22 protein-coding genes are annotated in these 21,886 nt (G+C 68.8%); 16 read left to right on the top strand and 6 right to left on the bottom strand.

What is annotated here, in order from left to right; all coding sequences use genetic code 11:
• Position 1: 1 nt before the first annotated feature.
• Positions 2-1,246 (bottom strand): translation initiation factor IF-2 subunit gamma, encoded by a 1,245-nt coding sequence (locus C471_RS06050; protein ID WP_004047161.1) that lies wholly within the window; start codon positions 1,244-1,246, stop codon positions 2-4.
• Between the two features lie 516 nt (positions 1,247-1,762).
• Here C471_RS06050 and C471_RS06055 point away from each other — a divergent pair.
• Both C471_RS06055 and C471_RS06060 read left to right on the top strand, forming a co-directional pair.
• Entirely contained in the window at positions 1,763-2,275 is a 513-nt protein-coding gene (locus C471_RS06055; protein ID WP_004047162.1) for a DUF5810 domain-containing protein, read from the top strand.
• Positions 2,276-2,311: 36 nt separating this feature from the next.
• Complete coding sequence (locus tag C471_RS06060; protein WP_004047163.1) at positions 2,312-2,749, top strand: DUF5809 family protein; 438 nt, start codon at positions 2,312-2,314, stop codon at positions 2,747-2,749.
• Positions 2,750-2,847: 98 nt separating this feature from the next.
• On the opposite strand, the gene dpsA is transcribed toward C471_RS06060, so the two are convergent.
• Positions 2,848-3,396 carry a DNA starvation/stationary phase protection protein DpsA gene (gene dpsA, locus C471_RS06065; RefSeq protein ID WP_004047164.1) on the bottom strand — a complete coding sequence of 183 codons (549 nt, stop codon included), beginning with the start codon at positions 3,394-3,396 and terminating at the stop codon, positions 2,848-2,850.
• Between the two features lie 168 nt (positions 3,397-3,564).
• Between dpsA and C471_RS06070 the strand changes: the two genes are divergently transcribed.
• Positions 3,565-5,016 carry a HEAT repeat domain-containing protein gene (locus C471_RS06070; RefSeq protein WP_049909025.1) on the top strand — a complete coding sequence of 484 codons (1,452 nt, stop codon included), beginning with the start codon at positions 3,565-3,567 and terminating at the stop codon, positions 5,014-5,016.
• Positions 5,017-5,083: 67 nt separating this feature from the next.
• Positions 5,084-6,853, top strand: a complete 1,770-nt coding sequence (locus C471_RS06075; protein ID WP_004047166.1) for a phospholipase D-like domain-containing protein — start codon at positions 5,084-5,086, stop codon at positions 6,851-6,853.
• 30 nt (positions 6,854-6,883) lie between these two features.
• Here the strand turns inward: C471_RS06075 and C471_RS06080 are convergent, their stop codons facing one another.
• Positions 6,884-8,830, bottom strand: coding sequence for a DHH family phosphoesterase (locus tag C471_RS06080; RefSeq protein WP_004047167.1), 1,947 nt, complete (start codon positions 8,828-8,830; stop codon positions 6,884-6,886).
• A 152-nt stretch (positions 8,831-8,982) separates the two neighbouring features.
• On the opposite strand from C471_RS06080, the gene C471_RS06085 reads away from it, so the two are divergent.
• From C471_RS06085 to C471_RS06110, 6 genes are all read left to right on the top strand, one after another.
• Positions 8,983-9,504 carry a Mov34/MPN/PAD-1 family protein gene (locus C471_RS06085; RefSeq protein WP_004047168.1) on the top strand — a complete coding sequence of 174 codons (522 nt, stop codon included), beginning with the start codon at positions 8,983-8,985 and terminating at the stop codon, positions 9,502-9,504.
• On the top strand, positions 9,501-9,989 hold the full coding sequence (locus C471_RS06090) for an adenylyltransferase/cytidyltransferase family protein (RefSeq protein ID WP_049909026.1): 489 nt from the start codon (positions 9,501-9,503) through the stop codon (positions 9,987-9,989). The genes C471_RS06085 and C471_RS06090 overlap by 4 nt, the downstream gene beginning before the upstream one ends.
• 79 nt (positions 9,990-10,068) lie before the next feature.
• Positions 10,069-11,472, top strand: coding sequence for a heme o synthase (locus tag C471_RS06095; RefSeq protein ID WP_004047170.1), 1,404 nt, complete (start codon positions 10,069-10,071; stop codon positions 11,470-11,472).
• 91 nt (positions 11,473-11,563) lie between these two features.
• Entirely contained in the window at positions 11,564-12,646 is a 1,083-nt protein-coding gene (locus C471_RS06100; protein WP_004047171.1) for a sensor histidine kinase, read from the top strand.
• A gap of 59 nt (positions 12,647-12,705) precedes the next feature.
• Positions 12,706-12,948: a SelT/SelW/SelH family protein gene (locus tag C471_RS06105; RefSeq protein ID WP_004047172.1), complete on the top strand. Its 243-nt coding sequence runs from the start codon at positions 12,706-12,708 to the stop codon at positions 12,946-12,948.
• 95 nt (positions 12,949-13,043) lie between these two features.
• Positions 13,044-13,673 (top strand): hypothetical protein, encoded by a 630-nt coding sequence (locus C471_RS06110; protein ID WP_004047173.1) that lies wholly within the window; start codon positions 13,044-13,046, stop codon positions 13,671-13,673.
• A 96-nt stretch (positions 13,674-13,769) separates the two neighbouring features.
• On the opposite strand, the gene C471_RS06115 is transcribed toward C471_RS06110, so the two are convergent.
• The gene (locus tag C471_RS06115; RefSeq protein ID WP_004047174.1) at positions 13,770-16,217 is read right to left on the bottom strand and encodes a heavy metal translocating P-type ATPase; all 2,448 of its coding nucleotides are present in this window, start codon (positions 16,215-16,217) and stop codon (positions 13,770-13,772) included.
• Positions 16,218-16,307: 90 nt separating this feature from the next.
• Positions 16,308-16,511, bottom strand: a complete 204-nt coding sequence (locus C471_RS06120; protein WP_004047175.1) for a hypothetical protein — start codon at positions 16,509-16,511, stop codon at positions 16,308-16,310.
• Positions 16,512-16,608: 97 nt separating this feature from the next.
• Here C471_RS06120 and C471_RS17610 point away from each other — a divergent pair, with 97 nt between their 5' ends.
• The 6 genes from C471_RS17610 to C471_RS17980 all read left to right on the top strand — a co-directional run bounded on the left by C471_RS17610 (position 16,609) and on the right by C471_RS17980 (position 20,423).
• Complete coding sequence (locus tag C471_RS17610; RefSeq protein ID WP_004047176.1) at positions 16,609-16,785, top strand: hypothetical protein; 177 nt, start codon at positions 16,609-16,611, stop codon at positions 16,783-16,785.
• A gap of 7 nt (positions 16,786-16,792) precedes the next feature.
• Positions 16,793-17,308: a cytochrome c oxidase subunit II gene (locus C471_RS06125; protein WP_004047177.1), complete on the top strand. Its 516-nt coding sequence runs from the start codon at positions 16,793-16,795 to the stop codon at positions 17,306-17,308.
• Entirely contained in the window at positions 17,305-19,098 is a 1,794-nt protein-coding gene (locus tag C471_RS06130; RefSeq protein WP_004047178.1) for a b(o/a)3-type cytochrome-c oxidase subunit 1, read from the top strand. Before C471_RS06125 ends, C471_RS06130 begins: the two co-directional genes overlap by 4 nt.
• Positions 19,095-19,310: a hypothetical protein gene (locus C471_RS06135; protein ID WP_004047179.1), complete on the top strand. Its 216-nt coding sequence runs from the start codon at positions 19,095-19,097 to the stop codon at positions 19,308-19,310. The genes C471_RS06130 and C471_RS06135 overlap by 4 nt, the downstream gene beginning before the upstream one ends.
• A gap of 102 nt (positions 19,311-19,412) precedes the next feature.
• The gene (locus tag C471_RS06140) at positions 19,413-19,664 is read left to right on the top strand and encodes a DUF7542 family protein (RefSeq protein WP_004047180.1); all 252 of its coding nucleotides are present in this window, start codon (positions 19,413-19,415) and stop codon (positions 19,662-19,664) included.
• 534 nt (positions 19,665-20,198) lie between these two features.
• Positions 20,199-20,423, top strand: a complete 225-nt coding sequence (locus C471_RS17980) for a hypothetical protein (RefSeq protein ID WP_004047181.1) — start codon at positions 20,199-20,201, stop codon at positions 20,421-20,423.
• Positions 20,424-20,524: 101 nt separating this feature from the next.
• On the opposite strand, the gene C471_RS17990 is transcribed toward C471_RS17980, so the two are convergent.
• A complete protein-coding gene (locus C471_RS17990; protein ID WP_449272082.1) occupies positions 20,525-21,592 on the bottom strand; it encodes a BGTF surface domain-containing protein in 1,068 nt (355 codons plus the stop codon).
• Between the last annotated feature and the right edge of the window lie 294 nt (positions 21,593-21,886).

Consider the following 21,886-nt stretch of genomic DNA (forward strand, 5'->3'; position numbering starts at 1 on the left):
GCTACGAGAGCGTCCCGACGCCGATGAGCCGCCAGCGCGCGCCGACGCGACGGTTGATCGCGATCTGCGCGCCCTCCTCGGCGCAGACCGGTCGCTTGAGGCTCACCTCGCACTCGCCCTCGCGGGCGCTCGTCACCGCGCCGACCGTCGTCGCGGTGCCGACCGTGAGCATCAGGGGCTCGCCGGTGTTGATGTCCTCGATGTCGCTCTCGCCGCTCTCGTCGTCCTCCTTCCCGACGACGCGGTCGAGGAGGTCGACCTGCATCTCGAACTCGTTACGCGTCGGCGGGAGCGTGCCGGGCTCGCCGGCGACCTGCCCCGCGAGCGCGTCGCCCTTCGTCAGGCTCGGGTCGAGCCCGGTGCCGACGCCGAGCAGCCCGCCGGGGCGAGCGCTCTCGACGTCGTTGCTGCCGGCCTGCAGCGAGCGGACCGTCGTTTCGAGGGGCCGCCACTCCGTCTGTCCCTCTTCGTCGACCTCGCGGCCCGGTCGGATCTCCAGCCCGTCGCCGACGGACAGCTCGCCGCTGACCAGCGAGCCGCCGACGACGCCGCCCTTGAGGTCCGCCGCGGTCGCGCCCGGGCGGTTGATGTCGAACGAGCGAGCCGCGTACATGCGGGCGCTCTCGCCGGGGTCGCGGTCGGGGGTCGGGATCTCCGTCTCGATCGCGTCGATGAGGAGGTCGAGGTTGACCTCCTGTTGCGCGGAGACGGGAACGATCGGCGCGTCCTCCGCGACGGTGCCCTCGACGAACTCCTGGATCTGCCGGTAGTTGTCGACGGCGCGGTCGCGGTCGACCAGGTCGACCTTGTTCTGCGCGATGACGATGTTCTCGATCCCGATGAGATCGAGCGCCATCAGGTGCTCCTCCGTCTGCGCCTGCGGGACGTCCTCGGTCGCGCTCACGACGAGGACCGCCCCGTCCATGATCGAGGCGCCCGAGAGCATCGTCGCCATCAGCGTCTCGTGGCCGGGCGCGTCGACGAACGAGACCGTCCGGACGGGCTCGCTCTCGGAGCCGTCCTCGCACTCCTCGTCGACGGTGTAACACTCGGGCGCGTCGACGCCGGGACAGCGCCGGAACGTCGCGTCCGCGTACCCCAGCCGGATCGAGATACCGCGTTTCATTTCCTCGCTGTGCTGGTCGGTCCACGAGCCGGACAACGCCTGCACGAGCGTCGTCTTCCCGTGGTCGACGTGACCGACGAGACCGATGTTCACCTCCGGTTGTGTGTTGGCTTCAGTCACTGTTGGACCTCCTAACGGAGTAGTCTTATGCGAAATTCGCCCCGTGCGAGTGATAAAGTTGCTGTTATAGGTGCGAAACGCGCACGCGGTGAAGCGTCGACGAGCTCTTCGGACCCACCAGCGCGGTGCGGTGGCGCGTGCCTGCGAGTGGCCGCCGAAGGCGGCCGCGAGGAGCACGCGCGAGGGACGCCGCGAGCAGAGAGGGACCGGAGGTCCCTCATGCAGCCGGCGCGCAGCGCCGGCGACGAAGCGAGCGGCGAGGCTGGGGAGGCGTGAGGCTGCGGTTACGGTGTGGGTGGGACGTGGGTGGGCCGCAAAGGGGCAGCCGCGAGGACTCGCGGCTGGGGCTTTTGCGGCGTCCGTCGGCGATCCAGTGTCGACCGTTTATAAACAAACGGCTGAGACTTTGTCGGTGTTCACCGTGTCGCCATCAGCAACGCCTCTCAGACGAACCACTGATCGCGAGCGATCCGCGTTCGACGCCGATTTACGCCTCACGCGTCAACTCGGAACGTAATGGGATACGCGTGCCCCGTCTGCGACACCCCGCAGCGCGACGGCGAACACCTCGCGCACCACCTCGCGTTCACGGCGATGTTACACGGCGGCGACCACGAGGCGTGGCTCGACGAGCGCGTCTCCGACTGGAGCGATCGGGAGCCCGCGGGGCTCGCGGCCGAGGTGACGCCCCACGCCGAGGACGCCGAGTACCACGAGGTGTTCGAGGACACCGTCGACCGCGGGCGCCCCGACGTCGACCTCGGAGCGCACGACGGCGTCGGATCGGGCGGTCACGACCACGCCGGCCACGATCACGGCCACGATCACGGCCACGGTCACGCCGGCCACGACCGCACCGCGGGCGGCGCCCCGGGAGCGGGCGACTCGACCGGCGAGACCGATCCCGAGGTTGCCGACGCGATCCGCGAGGCCCGCGAGATGGCGCGCGAGGCGGGCGACGACGAGAACGACGAAAGCGATCCGAGCGATAGCGGCGGATCCGAAGACGCCGACGGCCCGTCCGCGTAACGGAACGCCCTTTTCAGTCGACGGCGAACGGCGGGTATGGACACCAGAGGGACGTTCGCCCCGGAGACCCGCGCCGACGCGCTCGAACGCTACGAGGAGGTCGGACCCGTCGCGCAGGTCGTCGTCCGCGAGGCGACGAAGGCGATGTCGTTCGACGCCGACGAGTACGACAAGCGGGTCACGCCCGAAGTGATCCGGACCGCGCGCGACGCGACGTTCGCCGAGCTGCTCGCGGTCCACGTCGGCGAGGACGGGGAGTTCGACGAGTGGCTCGCCGACAGCGAGTTCGACGAGGATAGCGTGGTCCGGATCGGGTCCGACAACGTCGACAACGTCGTGTGGCATCCGATCCCCTTCGCCGACACCGTGGTCGCGGCGACGTACCAGGACGAACCGGACGCGGCCGCCAGCACCCTGCGGCGAAACGCGTTCGGGCGGGTGTACCGCGAGGAGTTCTACGAGTCGGGGCGCTAAGCGAGGCCGCTTTCAACCGCCAGCCGCCGCTTTCGGACGGAAAAGGAAAGTACGAGACCGCAGCCGCGGGATCGTCGGCTATCGCGAGTTCTCGACGCCTATTCGAGCGTGCCCTGAGTGACGAGGGTGTCGTCCTCCAGGTAGTGCTCTACGTGGTGGGCGTGTTCCTCGACGCCTTCGAGGATCTCGCGGAGCAGCTCCTCGGTGTTGTAGTCGCCGAGGTTGTTGGCGAGCTGGACGTGCTCGCGGAGCTGCTCGATGATGTCGCCGAAGATCTCCAGGTCGTTCTCCAGCGAGGTTCGGATGTCGTAGGCGTCGGCGTCCTCGGGGCTCACCGGCGCGTGCTCCTCGTAGTTCGCGCCGCCCGAGAGCGGCACGCCGCCGAGCGCCTGCGCGCGCTCGGCGATCACGTCGGCGCCCTCTTCGAGGTCCGCGGCGACCTCGCCGAGGTACTCGTGGATGTCGTGGAACTCGGCGCCCTCGACGAGCCAGTGGTGCTTTTTCACTTGGTGGTAGAGGACGTACGTCGCCGCGAGATCGCTGTTGAGCGCGTCGACGAGCTGTTCGGCCTTCTCCTCCGGGATGCGCAGCGCTTCGCTCTCGTGAACGTCGCCGTACCGCTGACGGGCCTCTTTCTGTGTGCTCATAGCTGTTTCAACATACGCGCGCGACCCACTTAATAGTTCTTACATCGGTAATAGAAATTCTATATATTGAAAGTATTTTTTGTTCACTCGCAATACCGGTCTACACCGCTGTCAACACCGCCCGCGAAGGGAAACGTCTTAATGGAGTACGCGCGCAGTTTGTGGTGTATGAGCAACGGCGACGACGACCCGGCCGACGCCTCCGAGGGGGCCGACGCCGCGGACGACGCGGAGGAGGCGGGCGGCGCCGGCGAGTCGACGGACGCGGCCGCCGCGCCCACGCTTCCCGACGAAGCGACCGAGGAGTCCCTAAACGAATACCTCGACGAGATCGCGGAGCGCCTCGACGGCGCCGACACCGAGGCGGACCTCGACGACGTCGACGCGCTCCTCGACGACGCCGAGGAGGGGGTCGCCGAGGCCGATCTCCCCGAGCCGGACGAGGACGACGAGGACGCCGACGACCCGCGGGGCGACCTCGAAGACCGGATCGCGGAGCTCCGTGACGGCGTCGAGGAGGCCCGCGGCCCCTACGCCGAGGACGTGGTCGACGCGATCGAGGCGGCGGCGTCGACGCTCGGAGACACCGAGTGGACCGCTGCCGGGCGCGACGACGCCGCAGACGCGGTGGTCGCGTTCGTCGACGCGGCCGCAGACGCCGTCGACGACGGGGTCGACGCGGACGAGATCGACCCGGACACCGTCGATACGGGCTCGGCCGACACAGAGGCCGCCGATGCGGACGCCGCCGAGGAGACCGGCGGCGACCGGACCGACGACCTCGTCGCCGCGCTCGACGCCGTCGCCGAGGCGGTCGCGGGCGCGGGTCTCGATCCCGACGACGACGCCGAGACGATCGCGGCCCTGATCGACGCGGCCGACGCGCTCGAAGCGGGACTCGACGACGCCGAGGAGTGGGACGACCTCGAGACCCACGAGCAGCTCCGCGCGCAGGGATACTACGACGTTCTCGGTCACTACAAGGACTACCCGGTCGAGTGGGCCGCGCTGAAGGAACACGAGGCGCGCGGCAACGTCGACATGATTCTGCTCGCGCTCGACTCGCTGCAGTCCGACTTCATGGAGCGCCACTGCCTCGAAGCGTTCGAGCGCATGGGCAAGCGCGGAAAGACCGAGGCGTCGGTCGAGGAGCTGCTCGGCCGCGCCGAGAAGCGCGACCGGCCGTCCATCCGCATCCTCGGCAAGATGGCGGCCGAGGAGGCGACCGAGACCCTCGTAGAGTACGTCTCGGAGGACTCGAACCCGCAGCTCCAGAAGACCGTGTTCAAGGCGCTCGGCGAAATCGGCGCCGCGGAAGCGGTTCAGCCGCTCGCGAACCAGCTCGATCCCGAGAGCGACACGGACGATCTCGTGCGACCCCACGCCGCCCGCGCACTCGGACTCATCGGCGACACCCGCGCGATCGACCCCCTCGCCGGCGCGCTCGCCGAGGACGAGTCGGACGACGTCCGCGCCGCCGCCGGCTGGGCGCTCCGTCAGATCGGTACGCACGAGGCGCTCGAAGCGGTCGCCGAGTACGGCGACGAGCACTCCTTCATCGTCTCCACCGAGGCCGAAAAGGCCGAACGCGCGCTCGACGAGGCGGCGCCGACCGCCTGAGGCCGAGGCCTGACGCCGACCGCCGTGCGACCGACCCTTCTTATCCGATGCCGCGAGCAGACGCCCTGTGTTGCCCGCATCCCCCCGTTCCGCGAGCGTCTCTATCGCGATCCTCACCGCCGTCACGCTCGCACTGCTCGTCCTGACGACCGCCGCGCCGGTCGCGACCGCAGGTGACGCCGGAACCGGCTCGGGGATCGCTGGACCCGATCCGGGGGACGCCGTCCGGCAGTCGAACGAGGGGACGGAGAACCGGACGCTCGTGGCGATGAAGCCGCGGATCCTCGAGCTGTTTCCGAATCCGACGGCGGCCGAGAACCGCGGCGAGTACCTCGTCGTCCGGCTCCCCGAGCAGGGGAACTGGTCGCTCTCGGACGGCTACCACGAGGCGTCCATTCCGGCGAACGCGAGCGGGGTCGTCGCGCTCTCGATGGACCCCACGAATACGACGGCGCTGCTCGACGACGAAACCGCGAGCGCCGGCCGCGGCGGCGTTGGCGAACCGGTCCTCCGCGAGCTCGACGGGTACTTCCCGCTCGCTGCGTCCGGCGACCGGATCGAGCTTCGCCGAAACGGGACGGCGGTCGCCGTTGTCGATTACGACCGCGCGCCCGAAGGGCACCGCTGGCGCGCGGACTGGGGAGAGTGGCGACCGCGGGGATACGATCCGCGACCCGTGGCCAGAACGGAGAACACGACCGTGACACCGTTCGTGCTGCCGGACAGCCCGCAAGTCCCCGTCGATCCGCTCCGTGCGGCCGACGACCGCCTGCTGCTCGCGGGGTACACGCTCGGGTCGGAGCGTGTCGCCGACCTCCTGGTGGGCGCGGCCGATCGCGGCGTTGAGGTGCGAGTCCTCGTCGAGGGATCGCCGGTCGGCGGCTTTTCCGCGCGGAGCGCGCGGCTTCTCGACCGGATCGCGGCCGCCGGCGTCGAGGTCCGCGTGCTCGACGGCGACCCCGAGCGGTTCCGCTTCCACCACGCCAAGTACGCGGTGGCCGACGGCCGCGCGGTCGTCCTCACGGAGAACTGGAAGGCGTCCGGGACGGGCGGGCGGACCAACCGCGGCTGGGGCGTCGTCACCGGAGCGTCGCGGTCGTCGAGCGTCGGCGAGACGACCACCGATGAAGCGACCGACGGCAAGACGGCCGCAGACGATCTCGCCGCCCTCTTCCGAGAAGACGCGACGGCGCCCGACGCCCGGTCGTGGTCGTCGTTCCGAAACGACACCGAGTTCCACGAATCGGGGACGGCGAACGGGTCGTATCCGGTGCGGTTCGAGCCGCCGGCAGCGACGACGGCGGACGTGGAACTCCTGACGACGCCGGGCAACGCCGCCGACCGATTGGTCGCGCGGATCGACGCTGCCGACGACCGCGTGTTGGGTGTGGTCCCGCGGACGGGCGGAGCGGATAACCGGATCGTCCGCGCGCTCCGACGGGCCGCGGACCGCGGCGTCGACGTTCACCTCTTGGTGTCCGGCGCGTGGTACGACCGAGAGACGAACCGCGCGCTCGTCGACGAACTCGCCGACGAGCCGATCGACGTGGCCATATCCGAGCCGCGCGGCCGATTCGGGAAGGTGCACGCCAAGGGGCTCGTCGTCGACGATGCCGCCGTCGTCGGGAGCCTCAACTGGAACGAGGGCGCGGCGACGGAGAACAGGGAAGTGATGCTCGCGGTGGAGGACGAATCGGTCGCGAACTTCTACGCCCGTGCGTACGCGGCCGATTGGCGCGGCGGCGGAGTCCACCTGCCTGTCGGGCTGCTCGGGGGGCTGGCGGCCGCCGCCGCGGGCGCCGGCGCCGTCGCTCGCAGAGAGGTGGCGTTCGCGTAGACGGGTTGAGGAACGACCGGCGAGCCGGCGTCAGTCGTCGATCGCGGCCGTCGACGAGAGGGCCTCGTCGATCTCCGCTTCGGCCATCTTCTCGACGAGCGTCTCGATGACGGCGCTCCGGCGCCCCTTCACGAACTTGATCGAACCGACGACGAGGTGGCCCCCGCCGGAGACACCCGCTTCGGGAAGCTCCTCGTTCAGCTCGGTCACCATGTTCGGGATGTCGAGCCGGACGCCGTCGGAGCGGAGCACGCAGAAGTCGGGACCGTAGCCGATGGTGATGACGGGGTCGCCCGTCTCCTTGACGCGGGTGTCGTGGAGCTCGCCGGTCGTCTTCCCGGGAGCGGGATAAGTGAACCGGTGGGCGTACTCGTCGAGGTCGATGCGGTAGAGGTGCGCCCCGGAGGCGAGCCGCTCGTGGTCGACGTGGTCGTCGACGGCGTCGAGCTGGCGCTGCACGTCGCGGTCGGCGCGCTCGGAGAGGAACTCGACCAGCTCCTCGTGGCGGTCCCCGTCCTCACAGCCCACGTTGAGGGCGTCGTTGACCAGGGTCTTCCCCTCGGAGTAGCGTAGCCAGTGGGCGGCGTAATCGAGCGCCTCCCCGATGTCGAGCAGGTCGGACTCGTCGTAGCCGGCCTCCTCCGCGAGCGCGACGTAGTCGTCCATCGCCTCGGCCTTCGAGCGGTCGGAGAGCCCGGCGACGGCCGGGACGTGCTCCAGCTCGTCGGTGATCGACGGATCGATCAGCCGGGCGAGCTCGACGCACATCATCCCCGTCGTGACTCGGTAGTCCTCGTCGTGGAGGTACGGGTTCACGTGGGCGTCGAGCAGCGGCTCGACCGCCTCGGGGTCGGGGTGGTGATGGTCGACGGCCGCGATGGGGATATCGTAGTGCGCGAGGTTCTCGTAGGCGGGCACGTCCTCCTCGGTCGAGCCGTTGTCGAGCATCAACAGGAAGGGGAGCTTCTGCCCGTGGCGGGCGCGCCCCTCCAGCGCGAAGTTCAGGTCGCGGGTCACGTCCTCCATCTCGTAGTACGGCGCCTTGCTCGGGAGCCGCTTGAACAGGTGCCGGGCCGCGTCGGGGTCCTCGTGCACGTCGCGGACGAAGTTCTCCAAGGCGAGCTGGACGGGGATCGCGGCGCACATCCCGTCGCCGTCGGCGTGATGTCGGACGCGGATCGGGCGGCCGGAGAGCACGGTACGACGGAGCAGCCGGGCGAGCTCGCGGAGGTCGTCGTGGATCGGCTCGAACGCCTCCCACTCGACGAGGGGGTCGAGGTCGGCGGGCTCGGCGCGCTCGTCGAGGGCCGCCTCGAAGCGCTCGCGGGCCTCGATCGCTCGCTCCTCGGGGAGGCGCTTCAGCGAGTCGACCTCCAGCTGGAGGGCGTTCTCGCGGGTCTCGATCGTCCCGCTGACGTGGACCATGTCGCTGACCTCGACCTCGGGGTACGCCCGGACGCCGGCCTCCTCGAAGGCGGCACAGGAGACGACGCCGGAGGCGTCCGCAACCGCGAAGATCGTCGGGCCGCCCGTCTGTTTCGCCTGCACGACCTCGCCCTCGATGGTGACCTCGTCGCCGGGGGCGAGCCCGCGGACGCGGGAGACGGTCGGTTCGTGCGCGACCGTCTCGGTGCGGTAGTCGTCGAGATCCTCGTCGTCGAACGCCACGTCGCCGTTCTCCTTCACCTCGGTCAGCCGGACGACCAGTCGGTCGCCGACGGCGTAGGTGCCGTCGAGGTTGGACTCGTGGACGAGCCCCGAGAGGGCGTCCGAGACGTCGACGAAGATCCCGTAGTCGACGATGCCGTTGACCTCGGCGTGATACAGCTCGTCGACCTCGGCGTCCTCGAGGGTGCAGTCCGGTGCCAGATCGTAGACGGTCGGCCGGTCGTCGGCCGCCCCCTCCGCCGCGTCAGCGTCGGGTTCGGGGCTCGAATCGCCCCGCGTGCCGGAATCCCCGGCGGTGTTCTCGCTCATGGAAAGTCATCGGGAACGGCCGGTGTTAAGCCTGTTCTCTCGCGTCTCCGCCGCCGTCGAGTGAGGGGATCCGGACTCGTGTCCGGCAGGGGGACGCGTCGTTCGCCCCGCGGTCCGGAATCCATATGGGGCGACGGCGCCTTCCTTCGCGTATGCGACTGTTCCGCTCGGACGAGCTCCTCGGGATCGCCCGGGAGACCATGGAGTTCGTCCTCGAGGCGAGCGAGGAGAGCCACCCCGACGAGTACATGGGGTTCCTCCGCGCGGACGACGCTCGGAAGCTCGACCTCGACCGGGACGGACAGGTGATCACCGACGTGCTCGTGATCCCGGGGACGGAGTCAAGCCCGACGAGCGCGAGCGTCCGCACCAACATGAAGCCGAACGACATGCGCGCGGTCGGCTCGGTCCACTCGCACCCGAACGGCGCCCTTCGCCCGAGCGACGCCGACCTCGCGACGTTCGGACAGGGGCGGGTCCACATCATCGTCGGCGCGCCCTACGGGTGGGGCGACTGGAAGGCGTTCGACAACGAGGGGAACCAGACCACTCTCGACGTGCTCGACGTGGAGGTCCCCGACGAGCACTTCTTCGACTTCACGCAGGAGGACATCGACCGCGAGATCGGCGAGGAGCGACGCGACGGCGGCGGCTTCCTCTCGTGGTTCCGATGACGCGGGTCGTCGCACAGGGGACCTTCGACCTGCTTCACCCCGGTCACGTTCACTACCTGGAGGACGCCGCGACGCACGGCGACGAGCTCCACGCCATCGTCGCTCGCCGCGCCAACGTCACGCACAAGCCGGCGCCGATCCTCTGTGCCGAGCAGCGCCGCGACATGGTCGCCGCGCTCGGCGCGGTCGACGAGGCGCACCTCGGCCACCCCGAAGACGTGTTCGTCCCGATCGAGCGCCTCGATCCCGACGTGATCGTGTTGGGGTTCGACCAGCACCACGACGAGGCCAACATCGCCGACGCGCTCGCCGAGCGCGGCATCGACTGCCGGGTCGAGCGCGCCTCGGCCCGCGATCCCAGGTACGAGGACGAACTGCTCTCTAGCGGCGACATCGTCGATCGGATTCTGAAGCGACGGGACCCCGACCGCGGCGACGGTCGTGACTGTCAGAACGGCGATAGGCCTCGCGGCGAGCGGGGATAACAGTCGTCTCGCCGCCGACGAGCGCGACCGATACGCCGAAGCGCGGAACATATATGGGTCCGCTCCCAACAGCGACCAAGTGACGATACCCGACCGATTCCCCGCGGTTCTGGCGGCGGCGGCGATGGGCGTGTACCTGCTCATCGTCGTCGGCGCCACCACCTCGCTCACGGAGGCGGCGACCGCCTGCGGAGGCTGGCCGGCCTGCGGCGGCGGGACCGCGCTCCCCGCCGAGACCGCCGGGTGGGTGGCGCTCGGGCACCGACTGCTTGCGGTCGTCGTCGGGGCTCTCGTCGCCCTCTCCGCCGCCCTCGCGTGGCGCGACGGCGCGAGCAGCCGGATCCGAGCCGCACTCACCGCCGCCCTCGTCGTGTATCCCGCGCAGGCCGGCGTGGGCGCGCTCGTCGCGGTCGGCGGGCTCCCGGCCGCGCTCGGGCCCCTTCACCTCCTTCTCGGCGTGGGCATCTTCGCGGCCGTGCTCGCCGGGCTCGCGTGGTGGCTGGAGGCCGAGACCGGCGACCCGGACGACGCGCCGGTCGACTTCCAGCCCGGGACCGACGACCTCCCGCCGGTTGAGGAGGCGCCGGAGCCCGAGATTCCGACCGCGACCGTCCCCCGACTGCGGGCGACCGCGGCGGCGTACTTCCGGCTGATGAAGCCGCGGCTGATGTGGCTGCTCTGTCTGGTCGCCGCCGCCGCGATGGCGCTCGCCGGCGGGCAGGGGTTCACCCCCCGCGTCGTGGCCGCGACGCTCGTCGGCGGCGCGCTCTCGATCGGCGCCTCCGGGACGTTCAACCACGTGCTCGAGCGCGACGTGGACAAGCGGATGCAGCGCACGAACGACCGCCCGCTGGCGACCGACCTGGTGCCGGTGTCCCACGCGCTCGCGTTCGGCGGGCTCCTCACGCTCGTTTCCGTCGGCCTGTTCTGGACCGTGAACGCCTTGACGGCGGCGCTCGGGCTGATCGCGATCGTGTTCTACAGCGTGGTGTACACGCTCATCCTGAAGCCGAACACGGTGCAAAACACCGTGATCGGCGGGGCCGCCGGTTCCCTGCCCGCCCTGATCGGCTGGGCCGCAGTGACCGGCGAGATCGGCGGCGGCGGGCTGTTGCTCGCGCTGGTCATCTTCCTGTGGACGCCGGCGCACTTCTACAACCTCGCGCTGGCCTACAAGGACGACTACGAGCGCGGCGGCTTCCCGATGATGCCCGTGGTCCGCGGGGAGACGACGACGCGCCGGCACATCGTCTGGTACCTCGGGGCGACGCTCGTCGCGGCCGTCGCGCTCGCGGCGGTCGCCGAACCGCTCGGCGCGCTCTACGCCGTCGTGGGCGTCGGGGTCGGCGCCCTGTTCCTGTGGATGGTCATCCGACTCCACTACGAGCAGACCGAGGCCGCGGCGTTCCGCGCGTTCCACGCGTCGAACGCCTACCTCGGTCTCCTGCTGTTCGCCGTCGTCTTCGACGCGCTGGTTATCTGAGCGCGGCCGGCGCCGGTTGGCCCTAATTATTGAGTGTGACATCTGGCTGTGCGTTATTTATATAGCCCCGCGAAAAAGCGGTCACAGTCAAATGGACGTCTCGTCAAGAGCGGCTATTCGCTCGCTGTGGCCCGTCTGGGGTCTCGGCGTCGTCCTCGTCCTGTCGCTCGTCGCGGAGACCGCGACGGTCTCGTTCGGGATCGTTACTGTTCCCGACGGCTACTGGGTCGGCCTCATCTCCTCGGTACTGGTCGTACTCGGGATCGGATACGTCGTCCGTAACATTCCGGGATCCGAACTCTCGCCGGCTCGGTATCCGCGACTCAATCAGTGGTGTTTCGCGGGGGCGTCTGGCTTCCTCCTCATCAACGTGGGGTTCATGGCGGCGCTGCCGACGGAAACGACGTTTCAGATCGTCGGGTGGGTCCGCTGGGCGATTAGTTTCGGCGGCGGGATCGGGCTTCTGATCGGATTGTTCGAAGCGAAAACGATCGAACGCGAGGTCGCCGCGGAGCGAAGTCGTATCCGACAGGACGAGCTCCGACGGGAGCGAGACCGACTGGAGGAGTTCGCTGGCGTCGTGTCTCACGATCTCCGAAACCCGCTCAACGTCGTCCGTGGTCGGGCCGACCTCGCCAGACGAGCACATCCAGAGGACGAACACCTCAAGGAGATCGAGCCTGCGCTCGATCGGATGGACGAGATAATCGAGGAGACGCTCACGCTCGCCCGAGAGGGGAAGAGCGTCGACGACGTCGACGACGTCGATCTCGCCGAGTGCGCGCGCGAGTGCTGGTCCCGCGTGGATACAGCGGACGCGACGCTCCAAGTAGACGGATCGACGACGGTCCGGGCCGACCGCGACCGACTGTCTCACGTCTTTGAGAACCTCTTCCGGAACGCGGTCGAGCACGGCGGCCGGGACGTGACGGTTCGAGTGGATCTACTCGCCGGCGGAAACGGCTTCTATGTCGAGGACGACGGCGTCGGCATCCCGGAGGCGGACTTCGATCGGGTACGCGAGACCGGGGTCACGTCGTCGAACGACGGGACGGGATTCGGGCTCGCGATCGTCGATCGGATCGTCGAGGCGCACGGGTGGGAGATGCGGATCGGCGAGGGAAGCGAGGGCGGCGCGCGGTTCGATATCAGCGATGTCGATCGCCGAACGTAGAGACCGACAAGAGATACGCGGTGCGTTTTTAAGTTCTTTCGGCACGAACCGGAGACCGTATGACCCGCATCGAAGTCGAGTACTGCGTCCCGTGCGGCATGTTGAATCGCGCCCAAGACGTGTCGGAGGCGGTCCTCAAACAGTTCGGTGAGGGGATCGACGAGGTCGCGTTGGTGACCGGCGACGACGGCGTGTTCGTCGTGCGCGCCGACGGTGAGGTCGTCTTCGACAAGACGGAAGACGAGTACGACGTGGACGCCATCGTACGCGCGGTCAAGCCGTACGTCGGCGCGACAGCGTAAGCCGACGGCCCTCCGGTCAGGCGCGGGGCGGGTCGGAAGCGGGCCGCACCCGCCGGGGGAAGTTAATTGTTCTTCCCTGACAAACTCGGGGGTCGATGGCGAGCCAACCGAGACGGGATCCGAGCGAACCGGGGGGAGACGCGTCGGACGAACACCGGGACTCCGGGGAGACGGAGCAGGACGCCGATCCGGGCCCGAGTAGCGGAGCGGTCGGCACCGAGTGGCTGGATCGGGTCTGGTACCGGTCGCGCGTCGGTATCGCGCTCGTCGTCGGCGATCTCCTGTTGACCGTCACCCTCGTGGCCGCAGCTATCGTTCCCGCCGAGGGCCCGTTCGCCGGAGCGACGGCTCTGTCCGGCGGTATCGTCCCGAGGTACGTTCCGGTGTTCAGCCTGCTCGGCGCGTTGGGATTCATTTTCACGACGCTGATCGAGCGGTTCGACGGCTCGACCGGGAGGCTGCTCCGACACAACTTCCATCTCCCCGCCGCGCTGCCGCTCGGCGTCGGGATCTTCCTGCTCTCTGACATCATCCTGGGCGAGACGCCGAACAGCGATCCCCTCGTCGTCGGTTTAGTCTTCCTCTCGGGGCTGTACGTCAACCTCGGCTACAAACGGCTCGGCGCGCTGGCGAGGCGGCTCCTCCCGGGACAGAAAGACCGGTCCGCGTCGGACGGAGCCGAGGAGTCCTCGTCAGGCGAGAGCGCGAGCGAGTCCTCGGGATGAGGTGCGTGACTGGAAGCCGCGTCATCGGGTGTGACTGGAAGCCGCGTCATCGGGTGTGACTGGAAGCCGCGTCATCGGGCGTGACCGGACGCGGCGTCACTCGGTGTCGACGACCGCCCGGGCAGAGTTGCTCACCACGAGGAGACTGCTCGTCGCCATCGCGACCGCGGCGAACAGCGGGTTGAGGACCCCCGAGACCGCCATCGGGATCGCGACCGCGTTGTAGACGAACGCCCACCCGAGGTTCTGCTTGAGTCGGCGATTCGTCCCGCGGGTGACCGCGAACAGCTCCGGAATCGCCGACAGGCGGTCCTCCAGCAGGACGGCGTCGGCGGCGTCGGCCGCCAGATCGGTTCCGCTGGCGACGGAGACGCCGATGTCGGCGGCCGCGAGCGCGGGCGCGTCGTTGCTCCCGTCGCCGACCATCGCGACGCGCTCTGTCAGGGTCAGGCGCCGGACCGTCTCGGCCTTCGCCTCCGGGGGGACCTCGGCGAACACCTCGTCGATGGCGGGGTGCGCCTCGAACCGCCGGGCCGCGGCCGGGGAGTCGCCCGTGAGCACGACGACTCGACGCCCGTCCGACGCCAGCTCCTCGACGACCGCTTCCCACCCGTCGCGCACCTCGTCGCCGACGACGAGCACCCCCCTGACGCGCCCCTCCCATCCGACGTACACGGGGACACGACCCGCGTCGCGCGCCTCCGCGCCCGCCGCGTCGAGCGAGGTTGGCACGGTCCACGCCTCTCCCTCGAACAGCGAGCGGTGGCCGACGACGACCTCGTCGCCGGCTATCCGTCCCGTGACGCCTCTGTCCGTGACCGTCACGTCCGTGGGTGCGGGCGACGGTTCGGTCGCGGTCGCCGTTCTGCCGTCGCCGGCCGCCGTGCCGCCGTCGGTCGTCGCGGCCGGACGGCCGGCGGGCTCGGCGCGTTCGGTTTCCTGTCCAGTCATCCCGGCGACGATCGCCTCGGCGATCGGATGGGCCGAGGCGCGCTCCAGCGCCGCGGCCCGCTTCCGGACGGTCCCCGAGTCCGACCCGTCGGTCACGGTGTCGATCAACCGCATCTCGCCGTCGGTGAGGGTGCCGGTCTTGTCGAGCACGACCGTGTCGACGTCGGCGGCCTCCTCGAAGACGGCGTCGGAGACGATCACGATCCCCCGCCGGGCCGCGTCGCGGATCCCGGCCGCGACCGCGAGGGGAGTCGCGAGCCCGAGCGCGCACGGACACGACACGATGAGCACCGTGAGCCCGACCAGCGCCGCCTCGACGGGCGCGGCGCCGAACGCGAGGGTCGCGCCGGCCGCGAGGACCGCCACGGCGACGACGAGGGGGACGAACACCGTCGCGAGCTTATCGACGAGCCGCTGTATCCCCGACCGCGAGCTCTGTATCTCCCACAACATCCGCACGAGCGTGTCGAGAGTGCTCTCGGCGTCCTCGCCCACCTCGACGACCACCGGGGCGTCGGTGACGACGGTGCCGCCGCGGACCTCGTCTCCCTCGCGTTTCGTCGCCGGGAGCGACTCGCCCGTGACGAGGGCCTCGTCGACCGCCGCGGTCCCCTCGACGACCGCCCCGTCGAACGGCACGCGCTCGCCGGGGCGCACGAGGAGTCGATCCCCGGGGTCCACCGCGTCGGCGGCGACCGTCTGACCCGCCTCGGTCCGGACCTCGCGGTCGGTGGCCGTCGTCAGTTCCGACAGCGCGCCGGTCGCGCGGCGCTTGATCAGCGACTCGTAGTGGTTGCCGGCGGTGACCACCAGAACGACGGCGATCGTCACGTCGAAGTACAGGTCGGTCCGCCCGAGGAACATCGCGAGGGTGCTGTAGGAGTACGAGCTCACCGCCGCGAGCGACACCAAGAGGTCCATGTTCGGCTGTCGAGCGCGGAGGCTCACGTAGGCGCCCCGCAGGATGGGGTACCCCGTGTAAAACAGGACGATCGACGCGAACACCCAGATCTGCGTGAACAGGTAGAGCCCGGAGACCCCGCCCAGATCGAGGAACGGCTCGTAGCCGAAGTAGGTGGGGTACAGGAAGACGACGTACCACAGCATCGCCATCATCCCGAAGAAGCCGCCGCCGATCAGGAACCGGACGACCGCGTCGTCGCCCTTCGCGTCCGGGTCCGCGCGGTTGCTCGCCGAGTATCCGGCGACCGAAAGGCGCTCCGGGAGCTCCTCGGCGTCGACGGCGTCGGGGTCGTAGTCGACCCGGATCGTGTCGGTCGCGTAGCTCGCCTCCGCGGCCGCGACGCCGGGCTGTTCGCCCGCCGTCATCTCCAAGAACGACTCGCAGGTCGCGCAGTGCATTCCGTTGACGTGGAGGAACGTCGTCTCGCCCTCGAAGTCGTCGTCCGGCTCGTCGTCCGGCCGACGAGCTTCGACGGCGTCGAGCCCGCCGTCGAGCCCGTCGGTCCCCTCGCCGTCGCCGAGCGACCGCGCGACGGCGAGACAGCCACGACAGCAGAACTCGCCGTCGACGTCCGGGGCGGTGTGGGGATCGTCCCCGGTCGGCAGATCGCAGAGTGTACAGCCTGACATGTGTTTGGTCCCGGAGTTCCGCAGGGGGTTCTCGGCACGGACGGGGCGACCGAGATTCGACGCGTCCGGTCGCCGGCCGTGTCCGGGCGACTACGCTCGGTCCGGGTCCGACGCGTCGCCGTCGCCGAACCCCAACAGGCTCCCGCCGGTCGCGATCCGGAGACTCGCCCAGATGAGCAGCACGTTCACCAGCGTGATCGCGACGAAGATCTCCGCGCGGTCCGCGATGAACACCGCCGCGGGGACGAGCCCGCCGAGCACGAGGAGCACGGCCTGTTGAAGCGAGAAGTCCATGTCGTGACCAACGGTCCGCGGAACATATATAACATCCGTGTTTTCAGGGTGTGAGAACGGATAGACCTTATATAGTTGTTTACCATCAACACGACCCATGGGCCGAAACGAAACCGCACACGGGTCGGCGGACGACGTGAGCGGTGACATCGAGGAGTTCGATCCGATCGGGACCCTCACGCTCATCGGGATCTACTTCGTCATCCTGGTGCTTTCGTGGGTGTACATCTACTACATCGAGTTCCTCGGCCGTGACCTGGTCGTCGTGGGGTGATCACAGCATGCACATTCACGCCTACGAGAAACTCTGGCTCGCGGCGTCGGTGCTCCTGATACTGCTCCTCCTCGGCTCGGTCACATATGGCGCCGTCGGACCCGGCGTCGCGATGGTGAGCGACAGCGAGCCGGCGATCGACGCCGGCGCGCTCGACGAGGACGAGCGGTTCTCGGAGCCCCGGGTCGAACAGGTCGGCGAAAACGAGTACGCGGCGTACGTCCTCGCCTTCCAGTTCGGATTCCAGCCCGACCCGATCGTGGTGCCAGAAAACAGCACGGTGACGTTCTATATCACGTCACGGGACGTGATCCACGGCTTCGAGGTCGTCGGAACGAACGCCAACACGATGGTGGTTCCCGGCGAGGTCTCGGAGATAACCGTCGAGACCGACGGTCCGGCCGAGTACGGGATCGTCTGTAACGAGTACTGCGGCCCCGCCCACCACGGGATGCAGGGGAAACTGGAGGTCGTGAGCCAGTCCGAGTTCGACGGCCGGACGAACGGAGGTGAGGGCGAATGAGCGAGGCGATCGAAGCGGAGCAAACCTTCTACGACAAGTTCCCCGAGGAGGCGCGGATCGTCCGCGCCGCGCTGCTCGGGTCGTTCCTCGCGCTCACGCTCGGCGCGATCTTCGGGATCATCCAGACGCTCCACCGGACCGGCGTCTTCCGCGGGCTCATCTCCTCCACCGATTACTACACCTCCCTCACCGCACACGGGGTGTTCCTCGCGCTCAGCTTCACGACGTTCTTCCTCGTCGGGCTGTTCACGTGGGCGGTCGTGCGGAGCCTCGATCGGCCGCTGATCGACATCAGGATCACGTGGACGTGGTACGGGCTCATGGCCGCCGGAATGACGATGACGGGGATCTCGATCCTCGCCGGCTTCAGCAGCTCGATCGACATGAGCGCGGACGTGTTGTTCACCTTCTACGCCCCGCTGCAGGCGCATCCCATGTTCTACGCGGGGCTCGCCGTGTTCATCGTCGGCTCGTGGATCGCCGGCGCCGACTGGTTCCGGACGTGGCTCGCGTGGAAGCGCGAGAACCCCGACGAGCGGATCCCGCTGCAGACGTTCATGGTGCTGACGACGATGGCGATGTGGTACATCGCGTCGTCCGCCGTGGCGGCGTCGGTGCTCATCTTCCTGCTACCGTGGTCGCTCGGGCTGATCGATCAGGTGAACCCGACGCTGACCCGGACGCTGTTCTGGTTCTTCGGCCACCCGGTGGTGTACTTCTGGCTGATGCCGGCGTACCTGCTGTGGTACACCGTCCTCCCGAAGATCGCCGGCGGGCGGCTGTTCAGCGACCCGCTCGCGCGCGTCGTGTTCGTGCTGTTCCTCCTGCTTTCGACCCCCGTCGGGATCCACCACCAGTACCTCGATCCGGGGATCGCGGAGGGGTTCAAGTTCATCTCGATGACGAACACGATGTTCCTCCTGTTGCCGAGCCTGCTCACCGCGTTCACCGTCGTCGCGAGCGTGGAGTACGGTGCCCGCCAGCGCGGCGGGAGCGGGCTCCTCGGCTGGCTCACCGACCTTCCGTGGCGGAAGCCAGAGTTCACGGGGATGATGCTCGCGGGACTGATGTTCGCCGCCGGCGGCTTCTCCGGGATGGTGAACGCCGGGATGAACATCAACTACATGATCCACAACACGATCTGGGTCCCGGGCCACTTCCACCTCACCGTGGGGACCGCGGTCGCACTCACGTTCATGGCGGCCACCTACTGGCTCTGGCCCCAGATCACCAACAAGCCGATCTACAGCCGAGCGATCGGGCTGTTCCAGGTCGTGCTGTGGTTCATCGGCATGGCGCTGATGTCCAACGCGATGCACGCACAGGGGATCATGGGCGTCCCGCGTCGGACCGCGGAGCCCGAGTACTCCGGGTTCGACTACCCGACGATGTTCGGCGGGTTCGAGGAGCTCAACGTTCAGATCGCGATCGGCGGGACCCTGCTGTTCGTCTCGACGGTCCTGTTCATCGGGAACCTCGTGCTCACGATGGGGAACCCGAAGGTCTCCGGACTCGCGGAGACGCTGCCGCCGGCGCTCTCCGGCCCCGACGACGCGCCGCGGGTGCTCGATAACCTCCGATTATGGGTCGGAATCGCGGTCACGCTCGTCGTCCTCGCGTACGCGCTCCCGCTGGCGGCGATCATCAACCGCGGCGGGCTGCTCGGGCCGGGCGTCGGCACCTATCCGGTGTGGCTCGCACCCGTATACGACGCGCTCGCACACGCGGCACCCGGCGTGTTCGGCGCGGTCGGCGACGCGTCGTCCGCGCTCGTCGAGGTGGTCAGATGAGCGTCGACGTGACCCGCGGCGGACTCCTGGTGACGCTCGCGATCTTCGGCGTGATCGTCTACGAGTTCCGGACGGTACTCGACTTCGTCGGCGTCGAGCTCCCGCTGATCCCGTATATGGCCGCCGTCTTCGTTCTCGCAGGCGCCGCGGTCTGGTTCGTCATACTCAAGGGCGGTTGGCGAACCGAGACCGAAGGCGACGAGCCGGCGTAGCGACGACAGTTCCGGTTCGGTCCGGCTATCCACCGTTTTCCGCGCTCCCCGCGGCCGCACCGGGAACGCGACAGTTATGTAGAAGAGGTACAAGACACGCGCATGGACGGAACGCGCGTCACGGTTCGGTGTCGCGACTGCTCGTTCGCGGCAACCTACGAGAGCCTCCGCGACGCCAGAGCCGCCGTGGACGACCACGAGTCGACGACCGATCACGGCGTCGGCTGGACCATCGAATCGCTCGCCGCGGGCGTCTCGCAGGCGGGGGCCGACGCCGGCGTCTGCGGCCGCCCCGAGTGCGCGAACGAGGACTCTCCGCTCGTCGATCCGGCGCCGCCGGAAACGGAGCGGTAGCAGTCGTGTGCGATCGCGTCGGCCACCAGACCGACACCGACACGGCCGGGACAGCTCGACTCGTATCTCGGTGACAGCACCGACACACCGACCGGGAGACCGCCTTTCGGAGAGTGCTTCACCCGAACCACGTCGCTGGTGAGATATGCGTAACTGAGCCACCCCGCACCCGAACGCGTGTGACCAGAAGGGTACCCGCGCACCGAGTCCCCCGAGCGCGGATCCTCCCCGGGCGACAGCCCGCTCACGCGCGACGAAGTCGTTCGAGTCGATCGGCGACGAGATCGAACGCTGAGTCGGGAGCGACGTCCGTGTCTCCACGGCGTCGTGGCGCGTTTCCGTCGCGAGGATCGCCCGGCCGACGAGGGTTATGAGATCGCGTGTGACTGGTGGGCAACGCAAGCTGGGCAGCGCTCGGGCCGAGCGCGCTGTACGCCCGCCGGAAACCCCTCGCCGAGCGGTGTGGCGTGACGACCGCGGACTCGGAGTTCGAGACCGCCCGCTTGCCGCCCCGGTGGCGAGTCGGATCCGGACGTGATCGCCGTCGATCCCGAGCCCGAGCCCGATCGCGATCCGCACGAGGTACTCGGCGTCATACCGGACGCACCCGATCCGGTCGTGAAGAGCGTGTTCCGAGCGCTCGCGAAGGAAGCTCACGCCGACCAGGGCGGTAACGAGGAGTGCGACGTGAGCGAGCTGAAGCGGGCGCGAGACGCGTTCCTCGACGCGCAGCAGTCTCGATCTTTTGCAGGAAGGTAGTGCGTAGACGCGAAGCGACGCCGACAGCGGTCGCTCAGCGGTCGAGGCGTGGCGTCATAAAGAGAACCGTAAGGGGTCGGCCCGTGAGGGCCGATAGTTGGTTAGTGGCGAATCGTTGCTGCGTTACTCGTTACGCCGCGTAGCGAGGAGCGCAGCCGCGATGAGGGCGACGAGAGCGACGAGGGCACCGAAGCCGGGCGTCCCGTCTTCAGAGCCGCCGTCGCCACCGTCACCNTACGCCGCGTAGCGAGGAGCGCAGCCGCGATGAGGGCGACGAGAGCGACGAGGGCACCGAAGCCGGGCGTCCCGTCTTCAGAGCCGCCGTCGCCACCGTCACCGCCGTCTTCACCGTCACCGCCGTCGGCACCGTCGCCGCCGTCGGCACCGTCACCGTCACCGCCGTCGGCGCCGTCGCCGCCGTCGTCACCGTCGCCGCCGTCGCTGGCAGCTTCGATGGTGAGCGTTCCGGTCGCCTCGTCGTCGTCGGTGGCCACACCGTGCGTGTAGTCACCGGCTTCGAGGCCGGACGTGTCTGCGGTGAACTCGACGGTCGTGCTGTTGCCAGCACCGAGCGTGACGTCCTGACTGTCGAGCTCGTCGCCGTCAAGCGTGAGCGCGACACTCTGGGTGGCTTCCTGACCGCCGGTGTTCTCGACCGTCGCCGAAACGTCGACCGAGTCACCAGCCGTCGCGGTTGCCTCAGACGGGCTCAGGTCCGAGACCTCGAAGGTCGCGGGCTCCTGAACCTGCTCGACGACCGTCCCTTCGACAGACGGGTTCTCGTCGAACGCCGTGTTGCGGAGGTTGATGTTGTACTCGTCGCCGACGGACTGTTCACTGAAGTCGAAGTCAGTGGACCACATGCCGTCGGGGTTCACCGTCACCGTGTCCGATTTCGAGAACGCCGGGCGCGTNCCGTCGGAGCGCACGCGGAGCGTCAGTTCCGTACCGGGCGCGAGGTTCGTCGTGCCCGACACGGTCTGACCCTCAGCGTTCGTCACGTTGTACGGGTCCTGATCGAATTCACCATCGGCGTCAACGACCTGGAAGGATCCCGTGGCCGTCTGGTGGAGATCAGAGACCTCGTCAACGTCGCTGTCGGTCTGCTCAAGACGGTTGTACTCGAGCAGGCGCGCGTCCTGAACGCGGAAGCGCGCGTCGATGCCCACATCGTCGTCGCTCGCGTCGAGCGTGTCACCGTTGTCGAATTCGATCGAATTCGTGTCGACGATGACGTAGACCGTGTCGCTCTGCTCGTCGACGACGGCGTCGACCGTGGTGTTCGCGAGATCAACCGTGCGGAGCTGCGAGTTCGGACCCGCGCTCTCGCGCGTCTCGCGAAGCCGCAGGTCGAGACTGTTGTTCTCGGCGTTGTCGACACCGGCCTCGGTGTTACTGTCGAGAACGTCGTTGTTCAGTGCGTCGAGCAGCTGATCGGTGGAGCTGTCCTCACCAGTCGCCTC

The sequence above is a fragment of the Halorubrum saccharovorum DSM 1137 genome (genome assembly GCF_000337915.1).
GTDB classification, from domain to species: domain Archaea; phylum Halobacteriota; class Halobacteria; order Halobacteriales; family Haloferacaceae; genus Halorubrum; species Halorubrum saccharovorum.

Excerpts from the sequence above, each read along its gene's own strand:
- C471_RS06125 (WP_004047177.1), top strand. The coding sequence starts at position 16,793 with ATGCACATTCACGCCTACGAGAAACTCTGGCTCGCGGCGTCGGTGCTC.
- C471_RS06115 (WP_004047174.1), bottom strand. The coding sequence starts at position 16,217 with ATGTCAGGCTGTACACTCTGCGATCTGCCGACCGGGGACGATCCCCAC.
- C471_RS06060 (WP_004047163.1), top strand. The coding sequence starts at position 2,312 with ATGGACACCAGAGGGACGTTCGCCCCGGAGACCCGCGCCGACGCGCTC.
- C471_RS06070 (WP_049909025.1), top strand. The coding sequence starts at position 3,565 with ATGAGCAACGGCGACGACGACCCGGCCGACGCCTCCGAGGGGGCCGAC.
- C471_RS06080 (WP_004047167.1), bottom strand. The coding sequence starts at position 8,830 with ATGAGCGAGAACACCGCCGGGGATTCCGGCACGCGGGGCGATTCGAGC.
- C471_RS06120 (WP_004047175.1), bottom strand. The coding sequence starts at position 16,511 with ATGGACTTCTCGCTTCAACAGGCCGTGCTCCTCGTGCTCGGCGGGCTC.
- C471_RS06085 (WP_004047168.1), top strand. The coding sequence starts at position 8,983 with ATGCGACTGTTCCGCTCGGACGAGCTCCTCGGGATCGCCCGGGAGACC.
- C471_RS17610 (WP_004047176.1), top strand. The coding sequence starts at position 16,609 with ATGGGCCGAAACGAAACCGCACACGGGTCGGCGGACGACGTGAGCGGT.
- C471_RS06100 (WP_004047171.1), top strand. The coding sequence starts at position 11,564 with ATGGACGTCTCGTCAAGAGCGGCTATTCGCTCGCTGTGGCCCGTCTGG.
- C471_RS06110 (WP_004047173.1), top strand. The coding sequence starts at position 13,044 with ATGGCGAGCCAACCGAGACGGGATCCGAGCGAACCGGGGGGAGACGCG.
- C471_RS06105 (WP_004047172.1), top strand. The coding sequence starts at position 12,706 with ATGACCCGCATCGAAGTCGAGTACTGCGTCCCGTGCGGCATGTTGAAT.
- dpsA (WP_004047164.1), bottom strand. The coding sequence starts at position 3,396 with ATGAGCACACAGAAAGAGGCCCGTCAGCGGTACGGCGACGTTCACGAG.
- C471_RS06135 (WP_004047179.1), top strand. The coding sequence starts at position 19,095 with ATGAGCGTCGACGTGACCCGCGGCGGACTCCTGGTGACGCTCGCGATC.
- C471_RS06055 (WP_004047162.1), top strand. The coding sequence starts at position 1,763 with ATGGGATACGCGTGCCCCGTCTGCGACACCCCGCAGCGCGACGGCGAA.
- C471_RS06130 (WP_004047178.1), top strand. The coding sequence starts at position 17,305 with ATGAGCGAGGCGATCGAAGCGGAGCAAACCTTCTACGACAAGTTCCCC.
- C471_RS06140 (WP_004047180.1), top strand. The coding sequence starts at position 19,413 with ATGGACGGAACGCGCGTCACGGTTCGGTGTCGCGACTGCTCGTTCGCG.
- C471_RS06090 (WP_049909026.1), top strand. The coding sequence starts at position 9,501 with ATGACGCGGGTCGTCGCACAGGGGACCTTCGACCTGCTTCACCCCGGT.